We start from the raw sequence: 24,014 nt of genomic DNA on the forward strand, positions 1-24,014 counted from the left end.
CCGCGACCCCAGGGCCGCGGTTTTCGTTACTGCGTGCTCATCACGCCTGCTGACGCAGCTTCTCCGGCTTGATCAGGAAGCGTGCCAGGGCCGGCAGCAGCCAGATCGCGCCAACCATGTTCCAGAGGAACATGAAGGTCAGCATCAGGCCCATGTCGGCCTGGAACTTGATCGCCGAGAACACCCAGGTGACCACACCGATCGCCAGGCAGATACCGGTGAAGACCACCGCCTTGCCGGTGGATTTCAATGTCTGGTAGTAGGCTTCCTGCAGGGTCATGCCCTGGCGCAGGAAGGTTTCCAGGCGGCTGTAGATATAGATGCCGTAATCGACACCGATGCCCACGCCCAGCGCGATCACCGGCAGCGTGGCGACCTTCACGCCAATACCCATGAAGGCCATCAGCGCGTTACCGAGAATCGACGTCAGCACCAACGGCAGGATCACGCACAGCGTTGCCGCCAGCGAGCGGAAGGTCAGCAGACACATGATGCTCACCGCCAGGTAGACGGCGATCAGCATGGTGGTTTCCGACGCGGCGATGACCTCGTTGGTGGCCGCCTCAATGCCGGCATTGCCCGCCGCCAGCACGAACTCCAACCCTTCGCGATTGTTCTCCTCGGCAAAATCCTTGGCCGCGGCGACCACATGCTCCAGGGTTTCGGCCTTGTGGTCGTTGAGGAACACCAGCACCGGGGCCAGCGAGCAATCGCTGTTGTACATGCCTTCGGCGCGGGCGATGGAATTGTTCAGCACGTGCTGGTTACGCGACAGCGTTTCCCACTTCAGGCTGCCCTCGTTCATGCCCTTGATGCCCTGGCGCGCCACGGTGACCATCGACACCGCCGACTGCACGCCCTCGGTGTTCTGCATCTTCCACATCAGCTCGTCCATGGCGGCCAGCGTGTCGTAGTGCGAGCAGCCTTCCGGCGCGGTCTTGACCATCACCACCAGCACGTCGGAACTGGTCGAGTAGTTGCGGATGACGAAGTCGTTGTCCAGGTTGTAGCGCGAATCCGGGTGCAACTCCGGCGCGCCCTGATCGAGATCGCCGATTTTCAGGTTCTGCCCATACCAGAGCCCCCCGGCCAGTGCCAGCACGGCGACGATGATGGAGATCGGCGCCACGCCCGGGCTGGCAAACTTGGACAGCAGACGCCAGAACGGATGGTCGCGCGAGGCCTCTTCGCGTGCCTGCTTGATCGCCTTCTGGCTGATGCCCATGTAGGAAATCGCCACCGGCAGCAGGATCAGGTTGGTGAGGATGATCACCGCTACGCCCAGCGAAGCGCCAATCGCCAGCTCGCGGATCACGCCGATGTCGATCAGCAGCAGGGTGACGAAGCCCACCGCATCCGACAGCAGCGCCACCATTCCCGGGATGAACAGCTGACGAAATGCCATGCGTGCCGCCGACACCGGGTCCTCGGTATAGCCGGATGCCATTGCGATGCCATTGATCTTCTGCACGCCGTGGGAAATACCGATGGCGAACACCAGGAACGGCACCAGCATCGAATACGGATCGAGCCCGAAGCCCAGGGTGTGCAGCAAGCCGAGCTGCCAGGTCACGGCAATCAGCGTGGTGATCAGCACCGCGATGGTGCTCTTCAGGCAGCGGGTGAACCACAGCAACAGGGCAAAGGTGATGCCGATGGCGACGATGAAGAACAGCGCCACGCCGACCAGCCCGTCGATCAGGTCACCGACCTTCTTGGCGAAGCCGATGATGTGCACCTTCACGTTCGGATTCTGTGCCTGGTACTTCTCGCGGATCTTCTCTTCCAGTTCGTGGGAGAACTGCTGGTAGTCCAGCTTGATCTGTCGGCTCTGGTCTTCCGGGTCCGGGTAGGACTCCAGCAGCGGAACGTCGATGATGCTGGACTTGAAGTTGTTGGCCACCAGGCGGCCGATCTGGCCGGACTTGAGAATGTTGTCGCGCAGGTCATCGAGACTCTCGGGCGAGCCGTCGTAGGTCTGCGGGATCACCTCGCCACCGGCGAAGCCTTCCTCGGTGACCTCGGTCCAGCGCACGCTCGGGCTCCACAGCGACTTCATGTTCGAGCGGTCGACGCCGTGGATGTAGAACACCTCGTCATGGATCTGCCGCAGCGTCTCCATGTATTCCTTGGAGAAGATGTCGCCGTCCACGGCCTCCACGGAAATCCGTACGGTGTTGCCGAGGTTGGCCAGATCGTTCTGGTGCTCGAGCATCTTCTGGATGTATGGATGCCCCAGCGGAATCATCTTCTCGAAGCTGGTCTGCGGCCGAACCTGCGCCGCCTGATAGAAGAGAAACGCGCTGATCAGCAGGCAGAGGATCACCACTGCCGGCCGGTTATTGAAGATCAGGCGTTCGAGGAACGACGCCGGCTTCTGTTGGTGCTTGGTCATGCAGACTCTCCCGGCTTTATTGTTTTGGGGCCAGATCCGCACCCGATGGCGAGGTGATGCGAACACCACCCTGCCCTACCAGGATCAGGTTGCCTTGGGAATCGGAGGTAACGCCCGACAGCGAACGGCGATCGGGACGGCTGTAGAGCTCGAAGCTGCGGCCCTGGTCGGAGCTGGTCAGCACGCTGCCGCCATGCCCGACGACGACGATGCGTCCATCGCCCAGCAGGCTGCCGGCCGCCAGCCCGGACTCCAGCGCCTGGCCATCGCCGTCGCCAAGCTCGATGGTTTCCCAGCTATCGCCAAAGTCGGTGGAGCGGAACAGGTGACCACGCAGGCCGAAGGCAATCACAAAGCCCGGCTCCGAGCCACCGACCACACCGAAGAACGAGCCCTGGTAGGGCGATTCGACGCGTTCCCAGGTTGCGCCCAGATCGGCAGAGCGGAACATGCCGCCCATTTCGCCGACCAGGAACAGCCCGGCGCCTTCGATATGGGCAATGGCATTGAGGTGGAAGCCATCCTCGTTGTCGAGTCGCTCGCTGATGTCGTCCCAGCTCTGGCCACCGTCGACAGTTTCGATCAGCGCGCCATAGGCACCGACGGCGATACCGTGCCGGGTATCTTCGAACCAGACGTCCAGCAGCGGCGCCTCGCGCTCACGGTCCTCGTACTGGACCGACCAGCTTTCGCCACCATCGGCAGTGGCCAGGACCAGCGCATCGTGGCCGACCGCCCAGCCATGCTTGTCATCGACGAAGTCGATGGCGGTCAGCATCTGGCGGGTGGGCACCTTGGCCTGGGTCCAGCTGTCCGCCTGATCGTCGGAATACAGGATGTGCCCGCGATCGCCGGCAACGACCAGTCGATCACCGGCCCGGGTGATATCGAGAAGAAGATTGGAAACCGCCTTGGCCGACTCGATGGAGTAACGAGCCTGGCTGTCGGTGGCAGCCTGAGCGGGTGCCGCAGCTGTCAACAACAGCACCGAAAAGGCGCCACATAGCGAGAGCACGCCGGCAACCGATGAGTGAAAACGCGACGCCTTCGCCTGGCATGGAACCGCGGCGCGGCCGAACAGTGTGCGCCGCTGAACGGGCTCACTCATACATACCCCCTTTATTCTTATTAGGTAAGGCCTGCTGTACAGGCGCAGCCATCCTAGCCAGCTTGCGCAGGCAGGCACAATTGGCCGGACGTTATGAATTGTTAACTCTTACCCAATGATTGACGCGTGATCACCCAGGTTGATGGGCCAATATGGCGGCCCGACTGATTCGGTATGGCGTGGAGGATCGGACGCAGTGTGCCAGAGGATGGTCACGGTGCGGGACAGAGAGTGCCTCGCCCTGCATGCGCTGAAGTAGTTAGCGCTCGCTTGGTGGGCTGAAGCCCACCCTACGATTTGAGGCCGAGGGAAAGGCCGATCGTTTGCGCAATCGGCCTTCGGAGTCAGGCGAGGCTCTTGCTCACCACTTCGTAGACATCGCTGGAAAGCTCGCCCGAAGCCAGGATGCGTTCCAGCTCCGCCTTCATCAGCGCCTGCCGCGCGCTGTCGTACTTGCGCCAGCGGGTCAGCGGCGCCAGCAGGCGCGAGGCGATCTGCGGGTTCAGCGCGTTGAGAGTGATCACCTGATCGGCGAGGAAGCGATAGCCGGCGCCATCGGCGCGATGGAAATTCACCAGGTTCTGGTTGGCGAAGGCACCGATCAGCGCACGTATCTTGTTCGGGTTCTTCAGGGTGAACGCCGGGTGCTGCATTAGCTGCTGCACGCGCTCCAGCCCGCCGGGCAGCGGGCTGCCGGCCTGCACGCTGAACCACTGGTCCATCACCAGCGGGTTGTCCTTGAAGTGCTCGGCAAAGCTCTGCAGCGCCTGGTCGCGCTCGGTCGTGAATGGCGAGTTGACCAGCACGGCGAGTGCAGTAAGGCGCTCGGTCATGTTGTCGGCCTGTTCGAATTGCTCCAGGCAGGCTTCGACGACCTCGGCCTTCTCGCTCAGCATCAGGTACGACAATGCGATGTTCTGCAGCGCGCGACGGGCGAAATGTTCGGCCGAGGCGACATAGGGCGTGCTGCGCGAGGTTTCGCGATTGGCCTGGTAGCGCTGCCACAGCGGCTCGAACAGTGCGTCGGCGATGCGCTGGCGGGCGAATTCGCGCGCGGCATGGATGGCATCGACATCGGCTACCTCACTGATTTCGGTCAGGTAGGCCTCGCCCGGCAGCGAAAGCATCTCGGCGACCATCGCCGCGTCCAGCGCCTCATTCTGCAGCAGGGTGCGCAGCGCCGTTATCAGACGCTCGTCCATCGCCAGCGCCTCGCCGCGCTGATGCTGGCCGATCAGCTCCTGCAACACCTGCACCGACAGCTGCTGGCCCGCTTCCCAACGGTTGAAGCCGTCGGAGTCGTGCTGCATGAGGAACATCAGCTGATCGCGGCTGTACGGGTAATCCAGCTTCACCGGCGCGGAGAAGCCACGCAGCAGCGATGGCTGCGGACGCTCGGCGACATCGACGAAAGTGAAGGTCTGTTCGGCCTCGGTCACCGCCAGCACACGGCTGGTTCCAGCCGCGGAGGCTTCGCCGTCCAGACGCAGTGGCATGTCCGAACCATCGGCGGCGAGCAGGCCCAGCGCCACCGGGATCACGAACGGCACCTTGCTCGGCTGGCCCGGCGTCGGCGGGCAACTCTGGCGGAAGGTCAGGCGATAGGTTTTCGCCGTCTCGTCGTACTGCTCACTGACCGCCAGGCGCGGCGTGCCGGACTGGCTGTACCAGCGCTTGAACTGGGTCAGGTCCGCACCGTTGGCATCCTCCATCGCCTTGACGAAATCGTCGACCGTTACGGCCTGGCCGTCATGCCGTTCGAAGTAGAGGTCGCTGCCCTTGCGGAAGCCTTCTTCGCCCAGCAGCGTCTGGATCATGCGCACCACTTCGGCCCCCTTCTCGTAGACGGTCAGGGTGTAGAAGTTGGAAATCTCGATAAAGGATTCCGGGCGCACCGAGTGGGCCATGGGGCCGGCATCCTCGGCAAACTGGTGGGTGCGCAGATAGGCGACATCCTCGATGCGCTTGACCGTCGCCGAGTTCATGTCGGCGCTGAACTGCGAATCGCGGAAGACAGTGAAGCCTTCCTTGAGCGACAGCTGGAACCAGTCGCGGCAGGTCACGCGATTGCCTGACCAGTTGTGGAAATACTCGTGGGCCACGATCGCCTCGACTCGCTGGTGCGCGGCATCGGTGGCGGTTTCGGCACGGGCCAGTACGGCGCTGGAGTTGAAGATGTTGAGACCCTTGTTCTCCATGGCGCCCATGTTGAAGTCGTTGACCGCGACGATCATGAAGATGTCCAGGTCGTACTCGCGGCCGTAGGCATCCTCGTCCCACTTCATGGACTTCTTCAGGCTGTCCATGGCGTGCTGGCACTTGTCGATATTTTCCGGCTCGACGTAGATGCGCAGCGCCACGTTGCGCCCGCTCATGGTGGTGAAGCTGTCCTCGACGCACCAGAGGTCACCCGCCACCAGCGCGAACAGGTAGGCCGGCTTCTTGAACGGATCTTCCCAGGTCGCCCAGTGGCGCCCGTCATCCTCGCTGCCGCTGGCGATCGGGTTGCCGTTGGACAGCAGCACCGGATAGGCCTTCTGCTCGGCACTGACGGTGGTGGTGAACTTGCTCATCACGTCCGGGCGGTCGAGGTAGTAGGTGATCTTGCGGAAGCCCTCGGCCTCGCACTGGGTACAGAACATGCTGCCGGACTTGTACAGCCCTTCCAGCGCAGTGTTGCTTTCCGGATGGATCACCACCGAGCTGTCGATGACGAAGGCATCGCTGTCCGGCTGCAGGGTCAGGCAATCCTCACTGACCTGGTAGTCGCCCAGGCCGAGTACGCGGTCGTTCAGCGCAATGGACAGCAGCTCGAGTTCCTGCCCGTGCAGTTCCAGCGGCGGCAGCTTGCCGGTCGGGCGCTCCGGATTGCGGCGCATCACCAGTTGGGCATGCACCAGGGTGCGGTCCTCGTACAGTTCGAAGGTCAGATGGGTTTCATCGATCAGGTACTCCGGGGCCTGGTAATCCTTCAGATGAATGACTTTCGGTTGTTCGGTACGCATGGAAACCTCGTCGGCTGAGCTTCAAGCGGCTAGCTTCAAGCGAAATGTGCGATGGATTGCAGCCCCTACGGGCTGCGGATGAGTTCGAGCTTAGCGTCTGTCGCTGCGGACTTGTAGGGTGGAAAACGGCGCAGCCTTTTCAAGCGATATCTCCGGCTGTTCATCCCTGAACCTGCGGTTGGCAGGCGTGGACCATCGGTGGATAAGCGGAGCGTTATCCACCCTACGCCGTAGCGCTGGCGGCGACCTGATAAGCGGTGAACTTGCGGATATTGATCACGCCGGTGTCGAGGATCAGGTACTGCCCCTTGATGCCCTTGAGCGTGCCTTCGACGACGGGCGTCTTCTCCAGATCGAGGCTGACCACCTTGCTCGGGTAGGCCTCGACCGGATAGCGAATTTCCAGCACCTCGGCATCGGCCACCGGCTGGATCGCCTGCAGGCCGTAGCGCTGCTGCAAGCCACGCAGCCCCTCGGCACAGGCATCGAAGATCTGCTCACGCATCGCGATCAGATCAATGGGTTCGGCATCACCCTTGAGCAGTGCACGCCAGTTGGTGCGATCGGCGACCTGGCTGCGCAGCAGGTCTTCGACCATGCCGGACTGCTGGCGCGTGGCGACGCGCATGATCGGCAGTGCCTGGCTCGCGCCCTGGTCGAGCCAGCGCGTCGGCAGCTGGGTGGCGCGGGTGATGCCGACCTTGATCCCCGACGAGTTGGCCAGGTAGACGACGTGATCGGTCATGCAGAAGTCCATGCCCCACTGTGGATCGCGGCAGGTGCCTAAGTCATGGTGGCATTTTTCCGGGCTCATGATGCAGACGTCGCACTGCGGCAGCTTCTTGAAACAGGGATAGCAGTAGCCCTGGCTGAAGCTCTTGTTGGTCTTGCGCCCGCAATGGGTGCAATTGATGGCGCCGAGGTACTCCAGGCGCAGGGTCTTGCCGATCAGCGGATTGACCGGCACCCGCTCGTCATCCAGCCGAAAGGAATATTGCGCCAGCGCCCCCAGCTCAATGGACATTTTGCTCAGCGCGCCGCGTCCGAGTTCCTGCATCAGTGACGCGTTCCGGAGGCCGGTGCGAACAGGCTGGTATCGATCGCTGCCTCGGCCTTCTTGCTCTTGGAACCGCATTCCTGTCCGCCCATGTAGCCGGTGCGTTGCTCTTCAGGAAGGTTCTTCATTTCCCAGGCAATGATCGCCTGCATGCAGGTTTCCTTCTGCTCGGGGGTCAGCTTGCGGCCGTCAGCCCATTTGCCGAGCTCGATGGCCTGCTTGAGGCTCGCGTAGATTTCCGGGGTGATGTTTTCGGCGGTTTGGATAAAGGTCGACATGGCCAGCTCCGAGGGAAACGAGCCGGCATTCTAGCGGAAAAGGCTGCAGGCTCTAAGCGGGAAAGCAGCGAGCGGTGCTGCAGCGAAGATCAGAAGCATCGCCCCGAGGGCGGGCCTCCCACGAAAGCAGCAGAAGCACACCGGACCAGCAAGCGCGCCCACAAAAGCAGCAGGTGCAGGCCGGACCCGTGGGAGGCGCGCCCTCGCGGCGATGGCAGGCCACAAGCCTGCCCGAAGCCAGCAGCGCTGCGGCGGGCAGAGCGTCGCGGACGCCTACCGCCCGCTCGCCTTGCCAGTAGCCCACCAGCATCAGCAACACCGTCAGGAAGACTTACCCCACGAAAGCAGCAGATTCAAACCGGACCCGTGGGAGGCGCGCCCTCGCGGCGATGGCAGGCCACAGGCCTGCCCGAAGCCAGCAGCACTGCCGGCGGGCAGAGCGTCGCGGACGCCTACCGTCCGCTCGCCTTGCCAGGAGCCCGCCAGCATCAGCAACACCGTCAGGAAGACTTACCCCACGAAATTAGCAGATTCAAACCGGACCCGTGGGAGGCGCGCCCTCGCGGCGATGGCAGGTCGCAGGCCTGCCCGAAGCCAGCAGCGCTGCGGCGGGCAGAGCGTCGCGGACGCCTACCGCCCGCTCGCCTTGCGCGCCAGCAGCCCGCCAATAACCCCCGTTACGCATCCGCCGACCAGCCCCCCGACATGCGCGGCATTGGCGATCGCCAGCGCGCCGAAGCTGAGCACTTCGATCACACCGGTCAGGCACACCACCAGCCAAGCCAGCATCAGCACCACCACTCCGGGTGGCAGGCGGTAGGCATCGTTCGGCGCGAGCTTCTGATACAGCCAGCAGTGTCCGAGCAGGCCGTACAGCACGCCGGACAGTCCGCCGAAGATGCCTGGCCCGCCGAACAGGTACTGGGCGAAGTTCGAAACCAGCCCGAACAGCAGCGTCAGCGCCAGGAGCATCCAGGCGCGTTGATGCGACTCGATGCGCCGCCCGAGTTCCCAGTACCACATGCTGTTCATGGCCAGATGCAGGATGCCGAAGTGCACGAAGATCGGCGTGACCAGCCGCCACCATTGCCCTGCCGCAAGGCTCTGCTCCAGCGTGGCGAAATAGGCGTATTCGCCATCGATGCGAAAGTCGACGAAGTTCAGCCAGCGGATCGCCGCGAAGTTCTCGCCGAGCAGGGTGATCGCCGCAGCGACCAGGGTGATCAGCAGCACCGCCGCGGTCAGCGGGCTGGCGCGCAAGGCTGCGACGAAACCGCCGCGCCGGCGGGGCTGCTCGATGACCACACTGTCATCGCCGTGCGGATAACGCGCATACAGGTCGCGCACCTGCTCGACCACCTCGGCCGGCACGCGCAGAACCTGCTGGTCGCCCTCCTCCGAAACCCGGCACGGCACGCGCAGGCGCCGTAACAGGGAGATGAAGCCCGTCAGGTCTTCCGACAGCGGCAGGCGCAGGGCTTCGGCAGCGGACAGGCTCATCGGAATACCGCCTGCACGTCGACCCAGGCGAACTTGGCCGGATCCAGCCGGGTCTCTCGATCCAGCCGGTACGCCACCAGCTTGCCATTCTTCACCGCGCTGTAATCCAGGCAGGCGAGATTGTCACGTATCGGCCCCGGCCGGCCGCGCCGCCAGTAGTGGCCGACGAACAGCAACGGCTCGTCCGGCCCGTACAGGAACAGGCGATTCTTCTGCTGTTGCGAAAGCGGCATGCGTGCCGCGTGGTCCGGTAAGCCGTCAGGCTGGAAAACCACGTCCCCGTAGGTCTGGGGGTTCTCCTCCCAGAACTTGGTACGAAAAAAGGTCCGCACGAAGCCCTCCTCGCTGGTCAGCGTCATGCCCTCCGGCAGCGGCATGTCGGTGCCGCGTAGCAGACGGTCCAGTGCCTGGCAGATGAAGGTCCCCGGCAGACCGGCCTCGCGCAGGAGCGCCGGATTGATGCAGGCGTCGCTCAGCAACGGGCGAAGCCGCGCGATCACGCTGCTGTCCCAGCAAGCGTGGACGACACGGAAGCGCTCGCTCTCGAGAAACAGCGGCATGCCGTAGAACCATTCGCGAAAGGCTTTCCACTCGTCCGGGTAGTGTTCGAACTGCTGAAAGGTTTCCTGCAGCAGCCGGGCGAAACGCGGCGAGTGCTCGCGCACGAAGTCGCGACCGCTGCCCGGCGGGGCCGGCATGTACCAGCCCAGCGCATTGAACTCGTGGTTGCCCATGATGCAGTGGGCCTGCCCGCGGTCGACCATGTCGTAGACCAGGTGCAGCGCCTCGCGGATATGCGGTCCGCGGTCGATGATGTCGCCGAGGAAGATCACCAGCCGGCGAGGATGACGCCAGACGCCGCCCTGGAAATGGTAGCCCAGCGAGTCGAGCAGACGCGCCAGGGCACGGCCGCAGCCATGCACATCGCCGATCAGGTCGTAGCCGCGCTCGGGATCAAGCTGCATCAATCGCCTCCGCCGAGGCGACTGCCCCAGCCAAGCTTGGTCCGGCACACCTCGTAGTAGTTGTGATCCAGTGGGTGGATCAGGTGCAGCTTCTGCGGCTTCTTGCGCACGGTCACGGTATCGCCCGGCGCGCAGGTGAAGTGGTTCTGGCCGTCGCAGGACACCTGCGGATAGATCTGCATGTTCGGCGACACCACGATCTTCAGTTCACTGTTGCCATCGACCACGATCGGGCGGCTCGACAGGGTATGCGGATACATGGGCACGACGACGATGGCGTCCAGACGCGGATGCATGATCGGCCCGCCCGCCGACAGCGAATAGGCGGTGGAACCGGTCGGGGTCGCCACGATCAGGCCGTCGGCCTTCTGGCTGCAGACGAACTGGCCATCGATGTACAGCTCGAATTCGATCATCCGTGTGGACTTACCCGGATGCAGCACCACGTCGTTGAGCGCATCGCCCTCGCCGATCGGCTCGTCGAACCGCCGCGCCTGCGCTTCGAGCAGGAAGCGGTTTTCCAGCGTGTACTGCCCGTTGAGCACCTCGGCGACCTTTTCCTCCAGCTCGTCGGGGCGGATATCGGTGAGAAACCCGAGGCTGCCGCGGTTGATGCCGAGGACCGGCACCCTGTGCTTGGCCATCGCCCGGGCGGCACCCAGCAGGCTGCCGTCGCCACCGACCACGATCACCAGGTCACAGGATTCACCCAGTCGCTGCCGTGACGAGGTCTGCATGCCATGTCCAGGCAGCACCTCGGCGATGTTCTCTTCGAGAATCACATGCAGATGGCGCTCGACGAGAAATCGCTTGAGCCGGCGGATGGTATCCAGCACCTGGGAGCTACCCAGGCGGCCGATGATGCCGATATTGCGGAATTGCTCCATTGACGCTCCCTGGTGTGGCTGGGCAGAAGGTTGCGGGCAGTCGCAACGCTCGAAAGTAACATGCAGCGCGCCGGCGGGGCAGCCGCGATCGCCGGTAAGGGATCTGCGATACGCCTGGGTTTCATGAGCAGGCGTTAGAGCCTCTGGCCGGCACCGGTGTTCGGCGGCAACGGATTATCGGCGAAACGCCGGACCATCGGCAAACGGACGGCTATGCTGCAGCCATGAGCCTTCGCAGTCTTGCCGACCTTCCCGACCGCCTCCTGCATCCGCAGGTGCGCGACCTCGCCTGGACGATGCTCGCGCCACCCTTGCTGAGCGAAGCGCCGCAACGCCAACGCCATCCACTGATTGCTAGTCGCTGGCACAGCGAGCCCGGCCTGCTGGCCGACTGGCTGCTGTGCCAGGATAACGACCCGTCCATCCTCCAGGCCTGGCTGTCACTGCACAGCATCCGGAGGCTGGGCCTGTATTACGAGCGGCTGTGGCAGTACGCACTCTCCCACGCGCCCGACATCCAGTTGCTCGCGGCCAACCTGCCGATCAGGCAAAACGGCAGCACCCTTGGCGAACTGGACCTGCTGTTCGGCGACGATGAGGGTGTGCACCACCTGGAGCTGGCGGTGAAGTTCTACCTCGGGCTCGGGCAAAGTGACGGCAGTCAGCACGCGCACTGGCTTGGCCCGGGAAGCCATGACCGGCTCGACCTCAAGCTCGCCCATATGTGCCAGCACCAGCTACCGCTTTGCAGCCAGCCGGCGACGCTGGCCGTGCTCGCCGAACTCACCGGTCGGCCGGTACAGAGCAGCTTCTGGCTCGGCGGTTACCTGTTCCAGCCCTGGCCACAAGGCTGCTCGCTCCCACTCGGCGCCAATCCAGGTCATCTGCGCGGGCGATGGCTGCGGCAGGCTGACTGGCCACGCTATCAGGCAGAAAAACCCGCAGCGGTCTGGCAGCCCATCGCACGCGCCGCCTGGCTGGCGGCAGCGCGCATCCCGGCTGCGGAGCTATGGGAAGCGCGGCGTTTCAGTGCCTGGCTGGATGCCGGCCCGGCAGCCACGCGAGCGCAGTTGCTGGCCCGTCTCGAACCGGACGCATCCGGCGACTGGCTGGAGCAGGAACGGCTTTTTCTCGTCGCCGATGATTGGCCGCGGAACGGTACTCCGGCGCGGCGCGCGTCATCCGCCTGACACGAATGGCGGCTAGACTTGGCGTCCGACTGTGCCTTTAGACCGACACCGAACGGACGCGCATGCCCATCGAACCACACCGCACCCCTGCAACCAGCCGACTCGCGCCCTGGACGATTTTCCTGGTATTCCTGCGCCTCGGCCTGACTTCATTTGGCGGCCCGGTGGCTCATCTGGGCTATTTCCGCACCGAGTTCGTTGAACGACGCCGCTGGCTGGACGAACGCAGCTACGCCGAACTGGTTGCGCTCTGCCAGTTCCTCCCCGGTCCGGCCAGTAGCCAGGTCGGCCTGGCCATCGGCCTGCTGCAGGGGGGTTACCGCGGCTCGCTGGCGGCGTGGGCCGGCTTCACCCTGCCATCGGCCATTGCGCTGACGCTCTTCGCCCTGGGGCTTGCGCATTGGGGCAGCGCGCTGCCGGGCGGAGTCCTCCAGGGTTTGAAGATCGTCGCCGTAGCGGTGGTTGCCCAGGCCGTCTGGGGCATGGCACGGAACCTGTGTAGCGACGGCCCGCGAATAGCCATCACGCTGGCATCAACGGGTGCCGTGCTGCTGGTTCCTTTCGTCTGGGCTCAGGTCGGCGTCATCGCCGCCGCCGGGCTGATCGGGCTGCTGATATTCCGTCCAGCCAGCGTCGACGCGCCCACCCTGCCGGTTGCCGTAACGGGACGGGCCGCGTTGGCTGCACTGGTGCTGTTCTTCACACTGCTCGCGCTGCTGCCGCTGCTTGCCAGTGGCAGCGACAGCCCGGCCCTGGCTCAATTCGATGCGTTCTTCAGAGCCGGTGCGCTGGTATTCGGTGGCGGTCACGTGGTGCTGCCGCTGTTGCAGGCCGAGGTGGTACCGCCAGGCTGGGTGGACAACGACGTGTTCCTGGCCGGCTACGGCGCGGCCCAGGCCGTACCAGGGCCGCTGTTCACCTTCGCCGCCTTCCTCGGCGCGTCGATGAATGTCATACCCAGCGGCTGGCCGGGTGCGGTGCTCTGTCTGGTAGCGGTGTTCGCGCCTTCGTTCCTGCTGGTGATCGGAGTGCTGCCCTTCTGGGAGCGCCTACGCAGCAACCGGCGTACTCAGGCGGCGCTCGCAGGGATCAATGCCGCCGTGGTCGGGTTGTTGCTGGCAGCACTGTACGATCCGGTCTGGACCAGCGCGATCAGGGCGCCGGAGCATTTCGTCCTTGCTCTGCTGCTGCTTGTCGCATTGATGTACTGGAAGCTCCCGCCCTGGCTCGTGGTCATTGCCGGGGCAACCGGCGGCGGCCTGCTCGGCCTGGCAGGTTGAAATAAATCAGCTTTCCAGCGCCAGCAGCACTGCACTGGCCACCAGAAAACAGCTGAACAGAAGCCGCAACAGACGCTCGGGCAAGGCATGGGCGAGCCGGACACCCAGGCTGATGCTGAGCAGCCCGCCTACCGCAAGCGGCAGTCCAAGCAGCCAGTTGACCTGATGATGCATGGCATAAGTGGCCAGCGTGACACCGGTGCTCGGTGCCGCGAGCGCCAGCGACAGGCCCTGGGCAACCACCTGCGAGGTGCCGAACACACTGGTCAGGATCGGCGTGGCGATGACGGCGCCACCTACGCCGAACAGGCCGCCGAGCGCTCCGGCACCCGCCCCGAGCACGCCGAGCCACGGCCAGGGATGACGCAACTGACCGTCGCCAGGCGCCGGACGCAGGAAAACCCGCAACAGCGTGTACGCCGCCAGCACCAGGAGGAAACCGACGAAAGCCATACGCATGCGCCCGGCATCCAGCGACACGGCAACGGCCGCACCGAAGATCGCGAAGAGGAAACTGGCGCTGGCCAGCGCCGCCGCATGGCGCCAGTCGATGCGATTGCGCTGGTGGTAACGCCAGATGGCGAGCAGCACGTTGGGCACGACCATCACCAGCGCCGTTCCCTGCGCCAATTGCTGGTCAAGACCGAACAGAACGCCCACGACCGGAATCGCGATCAGCCCGCCGCCGATACCGAACAATCCGCCGAGCGTGCCCAGCGCCAGCCCCAGCAGTACGTTCAATCCGATGTCCAGCAGCATCCGCCCGCGCTCCATTTGCAATGAGGCGCTCATGCTACGCGCCCATGGCTAGCATCGATACGCACAGCCGCGCAAAATGGCTTTGCCTATTTCGCACAAGCAGAAACGCAGATGCTGCCAGATCCCCTTTCCACCCAGCTGGGCCTGTTCATCGATGTCTTCGAGTCCGGCAGCTTCTCCGCCGCGGCCCGGCGCCATGGTCTAACGCCCTCGGCCGTGGCACGCCGCATCGATGCGCTGGAGCAGGCGCTCGGCTGTCAGCTGTTCAGTCGCAGCACCCATGCCGTCCGGGCAATGCCTGCGGCACTGGCGTTTGCCGAACGCGCCCGGCGAATCGTTCAGGAACTGCATCTGGCTCGCGCGGAAGCGAGCTCATTGAACAGCGCCCCGGAGGGCCGCATCCGCATCGATGCGCCCGCTCCGTTCGGGCGCCGTCACCTGGCGCCGGCATTGGCCGGATTTCTTCAGGCCTATCCCGGCGTGGACATCCAGCTGCGGCTGATCGACAGCTTCGTCGACCTGCACGGTGAACATCTAGGTGAAGTCGATCTGGTGCTGCGTATCGGCCCGCTAGCCGACACGCGACTGGTCGCCACACCGCTGGCGCCGATGGTGCGCATCGTCTGCGCCAGCCCGGCTTATCTGGAGCGCCGTGGCGTACCGCTGCAGCCCGAAGAGCTGCCCGAGCACGATGGACTGGACTGGGACGCCCTGGGGCCGCCACATGCCTGGCGCTTCGAGCACAACGGCCGCCCGCAACTGCTGCGTCCAGGACGAATGCGGATGGTCGCCAACAATGCCGAAGCGCTGCTGGCCGGGGCGTTGGCAGGGCTCGGCATCGCACATCTGCCCACCTGGCTGATCAGCGATCACCTGCTGCGCGGCGAGCTGCTGCCGCTGTTCTGTGCGGGGGGCCTGCCGCCACCGGAAGCCAGCGGCATCTATGCGCTGCGCCTGACACGCGAGGCCGATTCTCGCAGCCGTTTGCTGCTGGAGTTCCTGAAAGCCCGCTTCGGCCCGGTCCCGCCCTGGGACCAGGCATTGCAAAGCGGTTTCAAGAGGGATTGAACGGAGGGGGTTGGCCAATACCCGAGCGCGGCGGGCAGGCTGGCGCTGACGTTGCGCAGCCCAACAGGCCTTGCATGCAGGTCGGTCTGGCGCCCCCCGGGACGCCTTACGGACTATGCTCTTCGATTTCCTGGGTGACGCCCCAGCCATCGAGCACACCGCCGAGGGGTTCGACGAGATCTTCCAGATCCTGCTCGAAATCACCGATACCATCGAACGTTGCGTACATCACCTTGCTTACCTGCAGATTCCAGCTTCCGTCCTCACGCGGAAACACCTGGGTATTGATGGTTTCGCCGCGAAAATTCTGTGCGGCCTTGCGGGCACGATCCTGCTCCGGGAAGACCGCATAGAACTCGATGGGGTGCACACGGGCGAAATCGAAACCGCCCTCCTTCATCCGGCGCAGAACAGTGCTGCTGACATCCTCGTGGAAGGTGGTACTCATGAATTCAACCTCCTCTCAAGCGTGGATGGATTCGCCCCGCTCCGTCGGGACAGGCTCATGGAGCGCGGGCAAACGGGTCACGACTGCGTGAAGTGTAACGGTACGGGCATCCTCCATGCCGACGATGACAAGCTAGCAGGCTGCCAGCCCGGATGCACGAACACACTGAATGCTCGCTGCGTCGGCGGTCGCCATGAGGCAGCCTGTCAATCCAGATAGAACCCCGGTGCCGCCGGCAGTTCAACCAGCATGCGGCGCAGGTTGCTGCACCATTGTCCGCGGATGTCTTCGTAGTAGGCGTCGCCTTCCTCCACCCGATAACCTTCAGGTATCGACAGGCTGTCCTTGCGATAGACCAGTACATCCAGCGGCATGCCTACCGAGAGATTGCTGCGAATGGTCGAGTCGAAGGAAATCAGCGCACAGCGCAGGGCCTGCTCCAGAGCCGTCGTGTGGGATAGCGCGCGATCGAGGATAGGCTTGCCGTACTTGCTCTCGCCGATCTGGAAATAGGGCGTGTCGACCGTCGCGCAGATGAAGTTGCCCTGCGGGTAGAGGTTGTAAAGCTGCGGCTCCTCGCCCGCGATCTGCCCGCCGACCAGAAAGGAGCTGCTCATGTCGATTCCCGACGCCATGCTCGGCGACGCATCGTGTTCGACCACTTCGCGCAGCGTCTCGCCCACCAGGCGCGCCGCGGCGAACATCGTCGGCACGTTGTGCAGGTTCGCGCCCTCGCCCTGCAGGCGCTGCCGCAACAGGCTGACCACAGCCTGCGAGGTGGCCAGGTTGCCGGCCGTCTGCAGCACGATCAGCCGCTCGCCGGGGATGCCGAAGCGGTAGAGCTTGCGGAAGGTAGCGATGTGATCGACGCCCGCGTTGGTCCGCGAATCGGAGACGAACACCAGCCCTTCGGCCAGGTTCATGGCGACACAGTAGGTCATGGCTCGTGTGACTCTAGTGGATGAGGAGCTGCCGCAAACGGCGCGCGGATGGTAACCCAACCGCCGCGCGCTGCAAGCCGGGGCTATGCATGATCATTGTTGGCCCATCTGCATCGGCATGACCTGCACCCGGGCGTGCATCGACTCGCTGCCGCCGCCACGCCGCATGCCGCGCACCGGGCAGGCATCGAGATAATCCAGGCCCACCGCCAGTTTCAGGTGCCGATCCGGCAGCAGCAGCCGGTTGGAGACGTCGAAGCTGTACCACTGCCCGTCGATCCAGGCCTCGGCCCAGGCATGGCTGGCCAGGTGATCGCTGTCGTCGGCCAGCAGATAGCCGGAAACGTAGCGCGCCGGGATGCCCAGGCTGCGGGCGCAGGCGACGAAGGCATGGCTATGATCCTGGCAGACCCCGGCGCCACCGGCGAAGGCCTGCGCCGCCGTGCTTTCCACCTGGGTCGCGCCCGGCGTGTAGGCCATGTGGTCGGCCAGCGCGTGCATCAGCTCGGCCAGGGCGTCGCGCTCGCGGCGAGTGCCGCACTGGCGGTGGGCGAAGTCGATCAGGGCATCGTCGGCCTGAGTCAGCGGACTGGAACGCAGGAACGGTAGCGGCGAGGCGCTTTCGGTCTCGCATTCGCAGGCTTCGTCGATCTCCACCTGGCCGCGGGCACGGATGACGATCTCGTCATGCGGTTCGTCCAGGGTCAGTACGTGGAGCACATTGCCATAGGGATCGCGCTGCGCGCGCGCCGGCCGCGGCAGTTCCAGCTCCCAGCTATACACGTGCTGACGCTGGCTCTGCTGGGGTGTCAGGCGCAGGTACTGGATGCTCGCGCGGACCTGATCCTGGTAGCGGTAGCTGGTGTCATGGGCGATGGAAAGTTTCATGCGGCCTCCAGGTAGGAAGAGTGAATGGCGCTGCCCAGCCGGCCGATCTGCTCGACATAGGCGGTGATCCAGTCGTGCAGGCCGATTTCCAGCACTTCGTCGATGCTGGTGTAGCGCAACCCCGCGTCCAGTTCGGAGGCCAGGCGCTGTGCCGGCCGGCCGTTTTCTCCCGGCAGGCTGGCAAGTATCCCTTGCAGCTCCACCAGGCAGGCGCGCAGCGAACGCGGCACGTCGGCGCGGAGCAGCAACAGCTCGGCAACCTTGGCCGTGCGCGGCGAGCCGCGGTAGATCTCGGCGAAGGCTTCGAACGAGGACAGTGCGCGCAGCAGCGCACTCCATTGGTAATAGGCGCGCGCCGAGCGGTCGTCGAGGTTCTCGCTTTCCTCGCCGAGCAGTTCGTGGCGGGCATCGAGCAGACGCAGGGTGTTGTCGGCGCGTTCGATGAAGGTTCCCAGGCGGATGAAGCGGTAGGCGTCGCTGCGCATGATGGTGCCCACGGTGGCGCCGCGGAACAGATGCGAGCGCTCCTTGACCCACTCGCAGAAACGGCTGATGCCGTAACGCCCCAGGCCCTGCGCGGCGATGCCGCGCATCTCCAGCCAGGCGGCGTTGATGTTTTCCCACATGTCCGAGGTGATGCGACCGCGCACGGCATGGGCATTGCTGCGCGCCAGGCGCAGGCAGTTGTACAGGCTGGCGGAGTTGCCTTCATCGAGGGCGAAGAAGTGCAGCATGCGCTCGGCGTTGAGCTGGCCATGGCAGGCCAGGTAATGCTCCAGCGTGCCGGTGATCAGCAGCGGCATGGCCAGTTCGTCGAGGCCGTCGCCACGGCCGTCCTGCGGCATCAGCGACAGCGAATAACTGACGTCCAGCATGCGCGCCATGTTTTCGGCGCGCTCCAGATAGCGGGACATCCAGTACAGATCGGCAGCGGTTCTACTCAGCATTCAACAATCCTCAACGATCCAGGTGTCCTTGGTGCCGCCGCCCTGCGACGAGTTGACCACCAGCGAGCCCTCGCGCAGCGCCACGCGGGTCAGGCCTCCGGGCACCAGGCGGGTTTCCCGGCCACTGAGCACGAACGGCCGCAGGTCGATGTGGCGCGGGGCAATGCCGTTCTCGACGAAGGTCGGGCAGGTCGACAGGCTCAGGGTCGGCTGGGCGATATAGGCGCCGGGATTGGCCTTCAGGCGGGCACGGAAGGCCTCGATCTCTGCGGCACTGGCTGCCGGGCCGACCAGCATGCCGTAGCCGCCGGAGCCCTGGGTTTCCTTGACCACCAGCTCCGGCAGGTGCGCCAGCACGTGGGACAGTTCGTCCGGCTTGCGACATTGCCAGGTCGGCACATTGGCGAGGATCGGCTCTTCGTCCAGATAGAAGCGGATCATGTCCGGCACGAACGGGTAGATCGACTTGTCATCCGCCACGCCAGTACCGATGGCATTGGCCAGCACCAGATTGCCCGCCCGATAGGCCGACAACAGGCCGGGCACGCCCAGCGCCGAATCCGGGTTGAACGCCAGCGGATCGAGGAAGGCATCGTCGAGCCGGCGATAGATCACATCGACCCGGCGCGCGCCGGCGGTGGTGCGCATGTAGAGGTGCTCGTCGCGCACGAACAGGTCCGCTCCCTCGACCAGCTCCACGCCCATCTCTCGAGCGAGAAAGGCATGCTCGAAGAAAGCGCTGTTGAAGCGCCCCGGCGTCATCACCACGACGCAGGGATTGTCCAGCGGGCTCGAGTGCTTGAGCGTTTCCAGCAACAGGTTGGGGTAGTGGTTGATCGGCGCGATGCGCTGGGCGGCGAACAGCTCGGGGAACAGCCGCATCATCATCTTGCGGTCTTCGAGCATGTAGCTGACGCCGCTGGGTGTGCGCAGGTTGTCCTCGAGCACGTAGTAGGTGCCATCGCCGTCGCGCACCAGGTCGACCCCGGCGATGTGCGCATAGGTGTCGCGGTGCAGGTTCAGCCCCTGCATCGCCGGTTGGTAGCCCTCGTTGGCCAGCACCTGCTCCGGCGGGATGACGCCGGCCTTGAGGATGCGCTGCTCGTGGTAGAGGTCGGCGAGAAACAGGTTGAGTGCCTGCACCCGCTGGATGCAGCCCCGCTCCACGGTGCGCCATTCGCTCATCGGGATCGAGCGCGGAATGGTGTCGAAGGGGATCAGCCGTTCGGTGCCCTGCTCGTCGCCATACAGGGTGAAGGTGATGCCGGCGCGGTGGAACAGCAGGTCCGCCTCGCGTCGACGCTGCGCCAGCACGTCGGCCGGCGTGTCGGAAAGCCAGGCCGAGAAGGCTTGGTAATGCGGGCGGCATGCGCCGCGTGCGTCGTGCATCTCATCGTAGAAAACGCGGTCCATGCGGAGCCCTCGAACAGTAACCTGCCCAACGACAGTGCAAAGCCCGCGCCACGCTGAATAACGTTGTAGAACAAGGCTTTTGCAGGCAAAGCGACAGCACAGCGCACCGTTTCCGGGCGGGCAGCGCGGCCAGGAACGCTCGACGCCCCGTTATGAGACGACCACGCCGTTCATGCAGCCCGCGCCAGCGCCAGGCGCATGACAGGGGCAAGCCACGTGCTGCAAAGGCACACTTCGGGACGACAACCTGGCTCTTACGCGCTAGGGTCCCTCGACGATTCAACCGCACAGGCCCGGCCATGAGCGAAACCTTGCACCTGCCGTACCTGGAACCCTGGGACTGGCAGCAATTCCACCGTCATTTCACACTGCGTCTGCTGCCGGGCGTGGAGCGGCTGGAGCCGCACGGCTACAGTCGCACGCTGCGTAACGGCGAAGCCCGCGGCTGGCTCAGCGTACGCGTACTGAACGAACGCCCGGCGCTCGAACTGACCCTCAGCGACTCGCTGCAACAGGCCACCCAGGCGCTGGTCGGCAAGGTGCGCAAGATGTTCGACCTGGATGCCGACCCACAGGCGATAGCGGCGCACTTCGCCCGCGACCCGGCATTGGCTGCACTGACCGCCGCGCATCCCGGCTTGCGCCTGCCGGCCGCCTACGACCCGTTCGAACAGGCTGTGCGGGCGGTGGTCGGCCAGCAGGTCACGGTCAAGGCCGCGGTGACCATCACCCGACGCTTGGTGGAGCGCCTCGGCGAGCCGCTGGGCGACGGCCCGGCAGGCCTGGAACTGCTGTTCCCTACCGCCCAGGCGATCGCCGAGGACCCGCTGGAGAATATTGGTATGCCGGCCAAACGCGCACTGGCGCTGCGCCGGCTGGCCGCGGCGGTGGCCGAAGGTGCACTGCGACTTCACGTCGACGATGGCGCCGACGCGCTTGTCCGTCGACTGTGCGAATTGCCGGGTATCGGCCCGTGGACCGCCGAGTACATCGCCTTGAGGGGATTTGGCGTCGCGGATGCCTTTCCCGCGGCCGATCTTGGCTTGCTGAAGGCACCGTTGTGGGGAGCCGAAGGCATCAGCACCAAGGCGCTGACGGCACGAGCCGAAGCATGGCGACCCTGGCGCGCGTACGCAGCCATCCACCTCTGGGACAACTACGCCGCAGGGCGTTAGCGGCCCGGCACCGCCGCCAGTGCAGCCCCGCCCCTGCGGATGCCTCCATCCTGCGTTGAGGTCGGTCAGCCGACCATCGCCGCTGCGGCATTGCCGGGCGCGCGCCCTGCTGGCATCAGAGTCGCGCCTTGCCGAAGGGTCCTGCGGCGACGGCCCACATGACCAGGCCGACCACCGGTAACAACAGGATGACCAGCGACCAGATCAGCTTGCGGCCGACCTCAATGGAGCTCTGCCAGACATGCGCGATGGCCAGTATGTCCAGCACCAGCACGACGATGGCCAGTGGTGCGCTGAAGCTTTCCATGGCTTATGGCCGGTGAGCTCCCGTATCGGGGCGGTTGCCACGCGGCCCCATGATGCCCCAGAGGATCAGCCCGAGTACTGGCAGGATGACGATCAGGAGTACCCAGAGCACTTTCTTGCCGCTGGTGCTGTCGCTGCGAATAACGCTGATGATCGCCCAGATATCCAGTGCCAGGATGATCAGGCCGAAAATACCGCCGAAGGCGTCCGTCATGGGTACGCTCCTGTTTGGGTGAGTACTCAATCTAGGATGCCAGCGCGGCGGCAGGGTTCAGTGCGGTCTTTCAGGGCGGGGCGATCGAGGCGACACGGGGAATGCCGTCCATGCCAACCGAGGATGCCACTGACGCGGATCGCGGCCGTGACGCATCGCCCATATTAATCTGCGTGGCCACTTCGACGACGAGACCGATCGCGCGGGTGCTGCCTTCGATGCCGGCGAGGACGGTCTCGACCGTCACGTCAATCCTCCAGCCGTGGGAACCGATCGGCGATGCTATCGCCGGTAAACTGCGCGACCCAGCCTTCCGCGTTGCTGAACAGGCGGATGGCGACGAAGTGCGGATTCTCGCCCATGTCGAACCAGTGGCGGGCTCCGGCCGGCACCGAGATCAGGTCGTTCTTCTCGCACAGCACGGCGTAGACCATGTCCTCGATATGCAGAGTGAACAGTCCATGGCCAGCGACGAAGAAGCGCACCTCGTCCTCGGCGTGGCGGTGCTCGTCGAGGAACTTCGCACGCAACTCGGCCTTCTGCGGATGGTCGCTGGTCACACTGAGGACATCGACGGTGACGTAGCCGCGCTCAGCCATCAGCCTGTCGATCTGTGGCCGATAGGCGGCGATCACCTCGTCCGGGCTGGCACCGGCGGTTATCGGCGTGCCGGCTTCCCAGCGCTCGAGGTGCACGCCGACTTCCGCCAGTGTCGCGGCGATGTCTTCGACGTGGGTCAGCACCTTGAGCGGCTGGTCGGAATGGGTTTCGTGATAGACGCTGAGGACACTCATGTTCGGCTCTCCGGATGGTCGTCTGGCTGTGGATCACCAGCCAGTCAGGAAATTTTTATCGGGGCTGCAAGGCAAGGCTTCCAAAGCTCGTAAGCGTCGAGCACCGTGACGTTCGGACGGTGCCTGCTGGTCGGCGACGACCAGCCACGAGCGCAAGACAGGCGTCCGGCACCGGTGATCGTCTGGCTCAGCTGTTGGCACGTGGCAGGCATGCCCGGTCCTCCTGCAAACGCAGAGCAATGATAACGGCTGCAGCCAGCGCCGCCAGACTGGCGATGGCGAACGACCAGCCCGGCCCCAGGCCGGACCAGGCATAACCGGCATACAGCGCACCCAGCGCACCGCCGATGCCGGACAGACTGGCATACAGCGCCTGCCCCTGGCCCTGCTGGCGGTGGCCGAAACTGCGCTGGACGAAGTGAATGGCGGCGGCGTGGAAACTGCCGAAGGTCGCCGCGTGCATCAGCTGCGCGATCAGCAGCACGGTCAGGTGCTCGGCGAACTGCCCGAGCAATACCCAGCGCAGGGCGGCGATCAGGAAGCTGGCCAGCAGCACCTGGCGCAGCGAGAAGCGCTCGAGCAGGCGCGCCATGACCAGGAACAGCAGGATTTCCGCCACAACGCCCAGCGCCCACATCAGCCCGATGAAGCTGCGGCTGTAACCGAGCGCCTCCAGGTGGATGCTGAAGAAGGTGTAGTACGGCCCATGGGCCAGCTGCATCAGCGCCACGCAGCCGTAGAAGGCCAGCACGCCAGGCCGCCGCAATTGAGCGAGAAAACCGCCCTCGCCGGCCACTTCGCTGCGTTGCCGCGGATGCGCGTTGGGCACCCAGGCGCTGCTCAGCACGATGCCCGCCATCACAGCGGCGACCGCAATCGGGTAAAGATCCAGACTCAGCCGCTGGAACAGCAGCCCGAGCCCTACCACCGCGACGATGAAACCGATGCTGCCCCACAGGCGGACCTGGCTGTAGCGCTCGGTCTGCTCATGCAGATGGGCCAGGGTGATGACCTCGAACTGCGGCAGCACTGCGTGCCAGAAGAACGCATGCAGCGCCATCACCAGCGCCAGCCAGGCGAAGCTCTTGTCGAAAAAGATCAGGCCGAATGACAGCAAGGTGCACAACGCGCCGAGTCGAACGATTTCCAGGCGGCGGCCGGTGGCATCGCCCAGCCAGCCCCAGAGGTTCGGCGCCAGGCAACGCATCAGCATGGGAATGGCGATCAGCTCGCCGATCCGTTCCGGCGAGAAGCCCAGATGATCGAAGTACAGACCGAGAAACGGCGCCGTGGAGCCGAGCAGGGCGAAGTAGAAAAAATAGAAGCCGGACAGGCGCCAGTACGGCAGCGGAGCATTCATGAGTGGAGGAATTCAGGCCGCAAGCGGAGGCGTCGA

23 protein-coding genes are annotated in these 24,014 nt (G+C 64.7%); 4 read left to right on the forward strand and 19 right to left on the reverse strand.

What is annotated here, in order from left to right; translation table 11 throughout:
* Positions 1–40: 40 nt before the first annotated feature.
* The 8 genes from B597_RS23940 to B597_RS23975 form a co-directional block, all read right to left on the reverse strand.
* The gene (locus B597_RS23940) at positions 41–2,395 is read right to left on the reverse strand and encodes an efflux RND transporter permease subunit (protein ID WP_003296852.1); all 2,355 of its coding nucleotides are present in this window, start codon (positions 2,393–2,395) and stop codon (positions 41–43) included.
* Positions 2,396–2,411: 16 nt separating this feature from the next.
* Positions 2,412–3,410, reverse strand: a complete 999-nt coding sequence (locus B597_RS23945; RefSeq protein WP_031323169.1) for a WD40/YVTN/BNR-like repeat-containing protein — start codon at positions 3,408–3,410, stop codon at positions 2,412–2,414.
* Between the two features lie 437 nt (positions 3,411–3,847).
* Positions 3,848–6,508, reverse strand: a complete 2,661-nt coding sequence (gene pepN, locus B597_RS23950) for an aminopeptidase N (RefSeq protein WP_003296855.1) — start codon at positions 6,506–6,508, stop codon at positions 3,848–3,850.
* 223 nt (positions 6,509–6,731) lie between these two features.
* The gene (locus B597_RS23955; protein ID WP_024161540.1) at positions 6,732–7,565 is read right to left on the reverse strand and encodes a DUF2797 domain-containing protein; all 834 of its coding nucleotides are present in this window, start codon (positions 7,563–7,565) and stop codon (positions 6,732–6,734) included.
* Positions 7,565–7,843 carry a YeaC family protein gene (locus tag B597_RS23960; protein WP_003296859.1) on the reverse strand — a complete coding sequence of 93 codons (279 nt, stop codon included), beginning with the start codon at positions 7,841–7,843 and terminating at the stop codon, positions 7,565–7,567. Before B597_RS23960 ends, B597_RS23955 begins: the two co-directional genes overlap by 1 nt.
* A 630-nt stretch (positions 7,844–8,473) precedes the next feature.
* Entirely contained in the window at positions 8,474–9,343 is an 870-nt protein-coding gene (locus B597_RS23965) for a rhomboid family intramembrane serine protease (protein WP_024161541.1), read from the reverse strand.
* On the reverse strand, positions 9,340–10,308 hold the full coding sequence (locus B597_RS23970; RefSeq protein ID WP_003296151.1) for a metallophosphoesterase: 969 nt from the start codon (positions 10,306–10,308) through the stop codon (positions 9,340–9,342). Before B597_RS23970 ends, B597_RS23965 begins: the two co-directional genes overlap by 4 nt.
* Positions 10,308–11,195, reverse strand: a complete 888-nt coding sequence (locus B597_RS23975; protein WP_003280695.1) for an NAD(+) kinase — start codon at positions 11,193–11,195, stop codon at positions 10,308–10,310. Before B597_RS23975 ends, B597_RS23970 begins: the two co-directional genes overlap by 1 nt.
* 224 nt (positions 11,196–11,419) lie before the next feature.
* On the opposite strand from B597_RS23975, the gene B597_RS23980 reads away from it, so the two are divergent.
* The gene (locus B597_RS23980; RefSeq protein WP_003296150.1) at positions 11,420–12,385 is read left to right on the forward strand and encodes a DUF1853 family protein; all 966 of its coding nucleotides are present in this window, start codon (positions 11,420–11,422) and stop codon (positions 12,383–12,385) included.
* A gap of 62 nt (positions 12,386–12,447) precedes the next feature.
* On the forward strand, positions 12,448–13,665 hold the full coding sequence (gene chrA / locus B597_RS23985; protein ID WP_003296148.1) for a chromate efflux transporter: 1,218 nt from the start codon (positions 12,448–12,450) through the stop codon (positions 13,663–13,665).
* A 6-nt stretch (positions 13,666–13,671) separates the two neighbouring features.
* On the opposite strand, the gene B597_RS23990 is transcribed toward chrA, so the two are convergent.
* A complete protein-coding gene (locus tag B597_RS23990) occupies positions 13,672–14,424 on the reverse strand; it encodes a sulfite exporter TauE/SafE family protein (RefSeq protein WP_003296146.1) in 753 nt (250 codons plus the stop codon).
* A 111-nt stretch (positions 14,425–14,535) separates the two neighbouring features.
* Here B597_RS23990 and B597_RS23995 point away from each other — a divergent pair, with 111 nt between their 5' ends.
* Positions 14,536–15,492, forward strand: coding sequence for a LysR family transcriptional regulator (locus B597_RS23995; RefSeq protein WP_003296144.1), 957 nt, complete (start codon positions 14,536–14,538; stop codon positions 15,490–15,492).
* Between the two features lie 106 nt (positions 15,493–15,598).
* Here B597_RS23995 and B597_RS24000 read toward each other — a convergent pair whose 3' ends face one another.
* From B597_RS24000 to B597_RS24020, 5 genes are all read right to left on the reverse strand, one after another.
* Entirely contained in the window at positions 15,599–15,940 is a 342-nt protein-coding gene (locus B597_RS24000; RefSeq protein ID WP_003296143.1) for a ribonuclease E inhibitor RraB, read from the reverse strand.
* Between the two features lie 206 nt (positions 15,941–16,146).
* The gene (locus B597_RS24005) at positions 16,147–16,881 is read right to left on the reverse strand and encodes a proteasome-type protease (protein ID WP_003296141.1); all 735 of its coding nucleotides are present in this window, start codon (positions 16,879–16,881) and stop codon (positions 16,147–16,149) included.
* A 93-nt stretch (positions 16,882–16,974) separates the two neighbouring features.
* Entirely contained in the window at positions 16,975–17,769 is a 795-nt protein-coding gene (locus B597_RS24010) for a transglutaminase family protein (protein ID WP_003296140.1), read from the reverse strand.
* A complete protein-coding gene (locus B597_RS24015; RefSeq protein WP_003296139.1) occupies positions 17,766–18,716 on the reverse strand; it encodes an alpha-E domain-containing protein in 951 nt (316 codons plus the stop codon). Before B597_RS24015 ends, B597_RS24010 begins: the two co-directional genes overlap by 4 nt.
* Positions 18,717–20,129 (reverse strand): circularly permuted type 2 ATP-grasp protein, encoded by a 1,413-nt coding sequence (locus B597_RS24020; protein ID WP_003296137.1) that lies wholly within the window; start codon positions 20,127–20,129, stop codon positions 18,717–18,719.
* A gap of 299 nt (positions 20,130–20,428) precedes the next feature.
* On the opposite strand from B597_RS24020, the gene B597_RS24025 reads away from it, so the two are divergent.
* Positions 20,429–21,304 carry a DNA-3-methyladenine glycosylase family protein gene (locus B597_RS24025; protein WP_003296136.1) on the forward strand — a complete coding sequence of 292 codons (876 nt, stop codon included), beginning with the start codon at positions 20,429–20,431 and terminating at the stop codon, positions 21,302–21,304.
* 115 nt (positions 21,305–21,419) lie between these two features.
* Here the strand turns inward: B597_RS24025 and B597_RS24030 are convergent, their stop codons facing one another.
* The 5 genes from B597_RS24030 to B597_RS24045 form a co-directional block, all read right to left on the reverse strand.
* A complete protein-coding gene (locus B597_RS24030; RefSeq protein WP_003296135.1) occupies positions 21,420–21,611 on the reverse strand; it encodes a PLDc N-terminal domain-containing protein in 192 nt (63 codons plus the stop codon).
* A gap of 3 nt (positions 21,612–21,614) precedes the next feature.
* A complete protein-coding gene (locus B597_RS24035; RefSeq protein WP_003296134.1) occupies positions 21,615–21,824 on the reverse strand; it encodes a PLD nuclease N-terminal domain-containing protein in 210 nt (69 codons plus the stop codon).
* A gap of 70 nt (positions 21,825–21,894) precedes the next feature.
* Positions 21,895–22,071, reverse strand: a complete 177-nt coding sequence (locus tag B597_RS47225) for a hypothetical protein (RefSeq protein WP_024161542.1) — start codon at positions 22,069–22,071, stop codon at positions 21,895–21,897.
* 1 nt (position 22,072) lies between these two features.
* Entirely contained in the window at positions 22,073–22,618 is a 546-nt protein-coding gene (locus tag B597_RS24040; protein WP_003296132.1) for a 1,2-dihydroxy-3-keto-5-methylthiopentene dioxygenase, read from the reverse strand.
* A 187-nt stretch (positions 22,619–22,805) separates the two neighbouring features.
* A complete protein-coding gene (locus B597_RS24045) occupies positions 22,806–23,978 on the reverse strand; it encodes an MFS transporter (RefSeq protein ID WP_003296130.1) in 1,173 nt (390 codons plus the stop codon).
* Positions 23,979–24,014 lie beyond the last annotated feature (36 nt).

It is taken from the genome of Stutzerimonas stutzeri KOS6 (genome assembly GCF_000307775.2).
In the GTDB taxonomy this organism is placed as follows: Bacteria; Pseudomonadota; Gammaproteobacteria; order Pseudomonadales; family Pseudomonadaceae; genus Stutzerimonas; species Stutzerimonas stutzeri_B.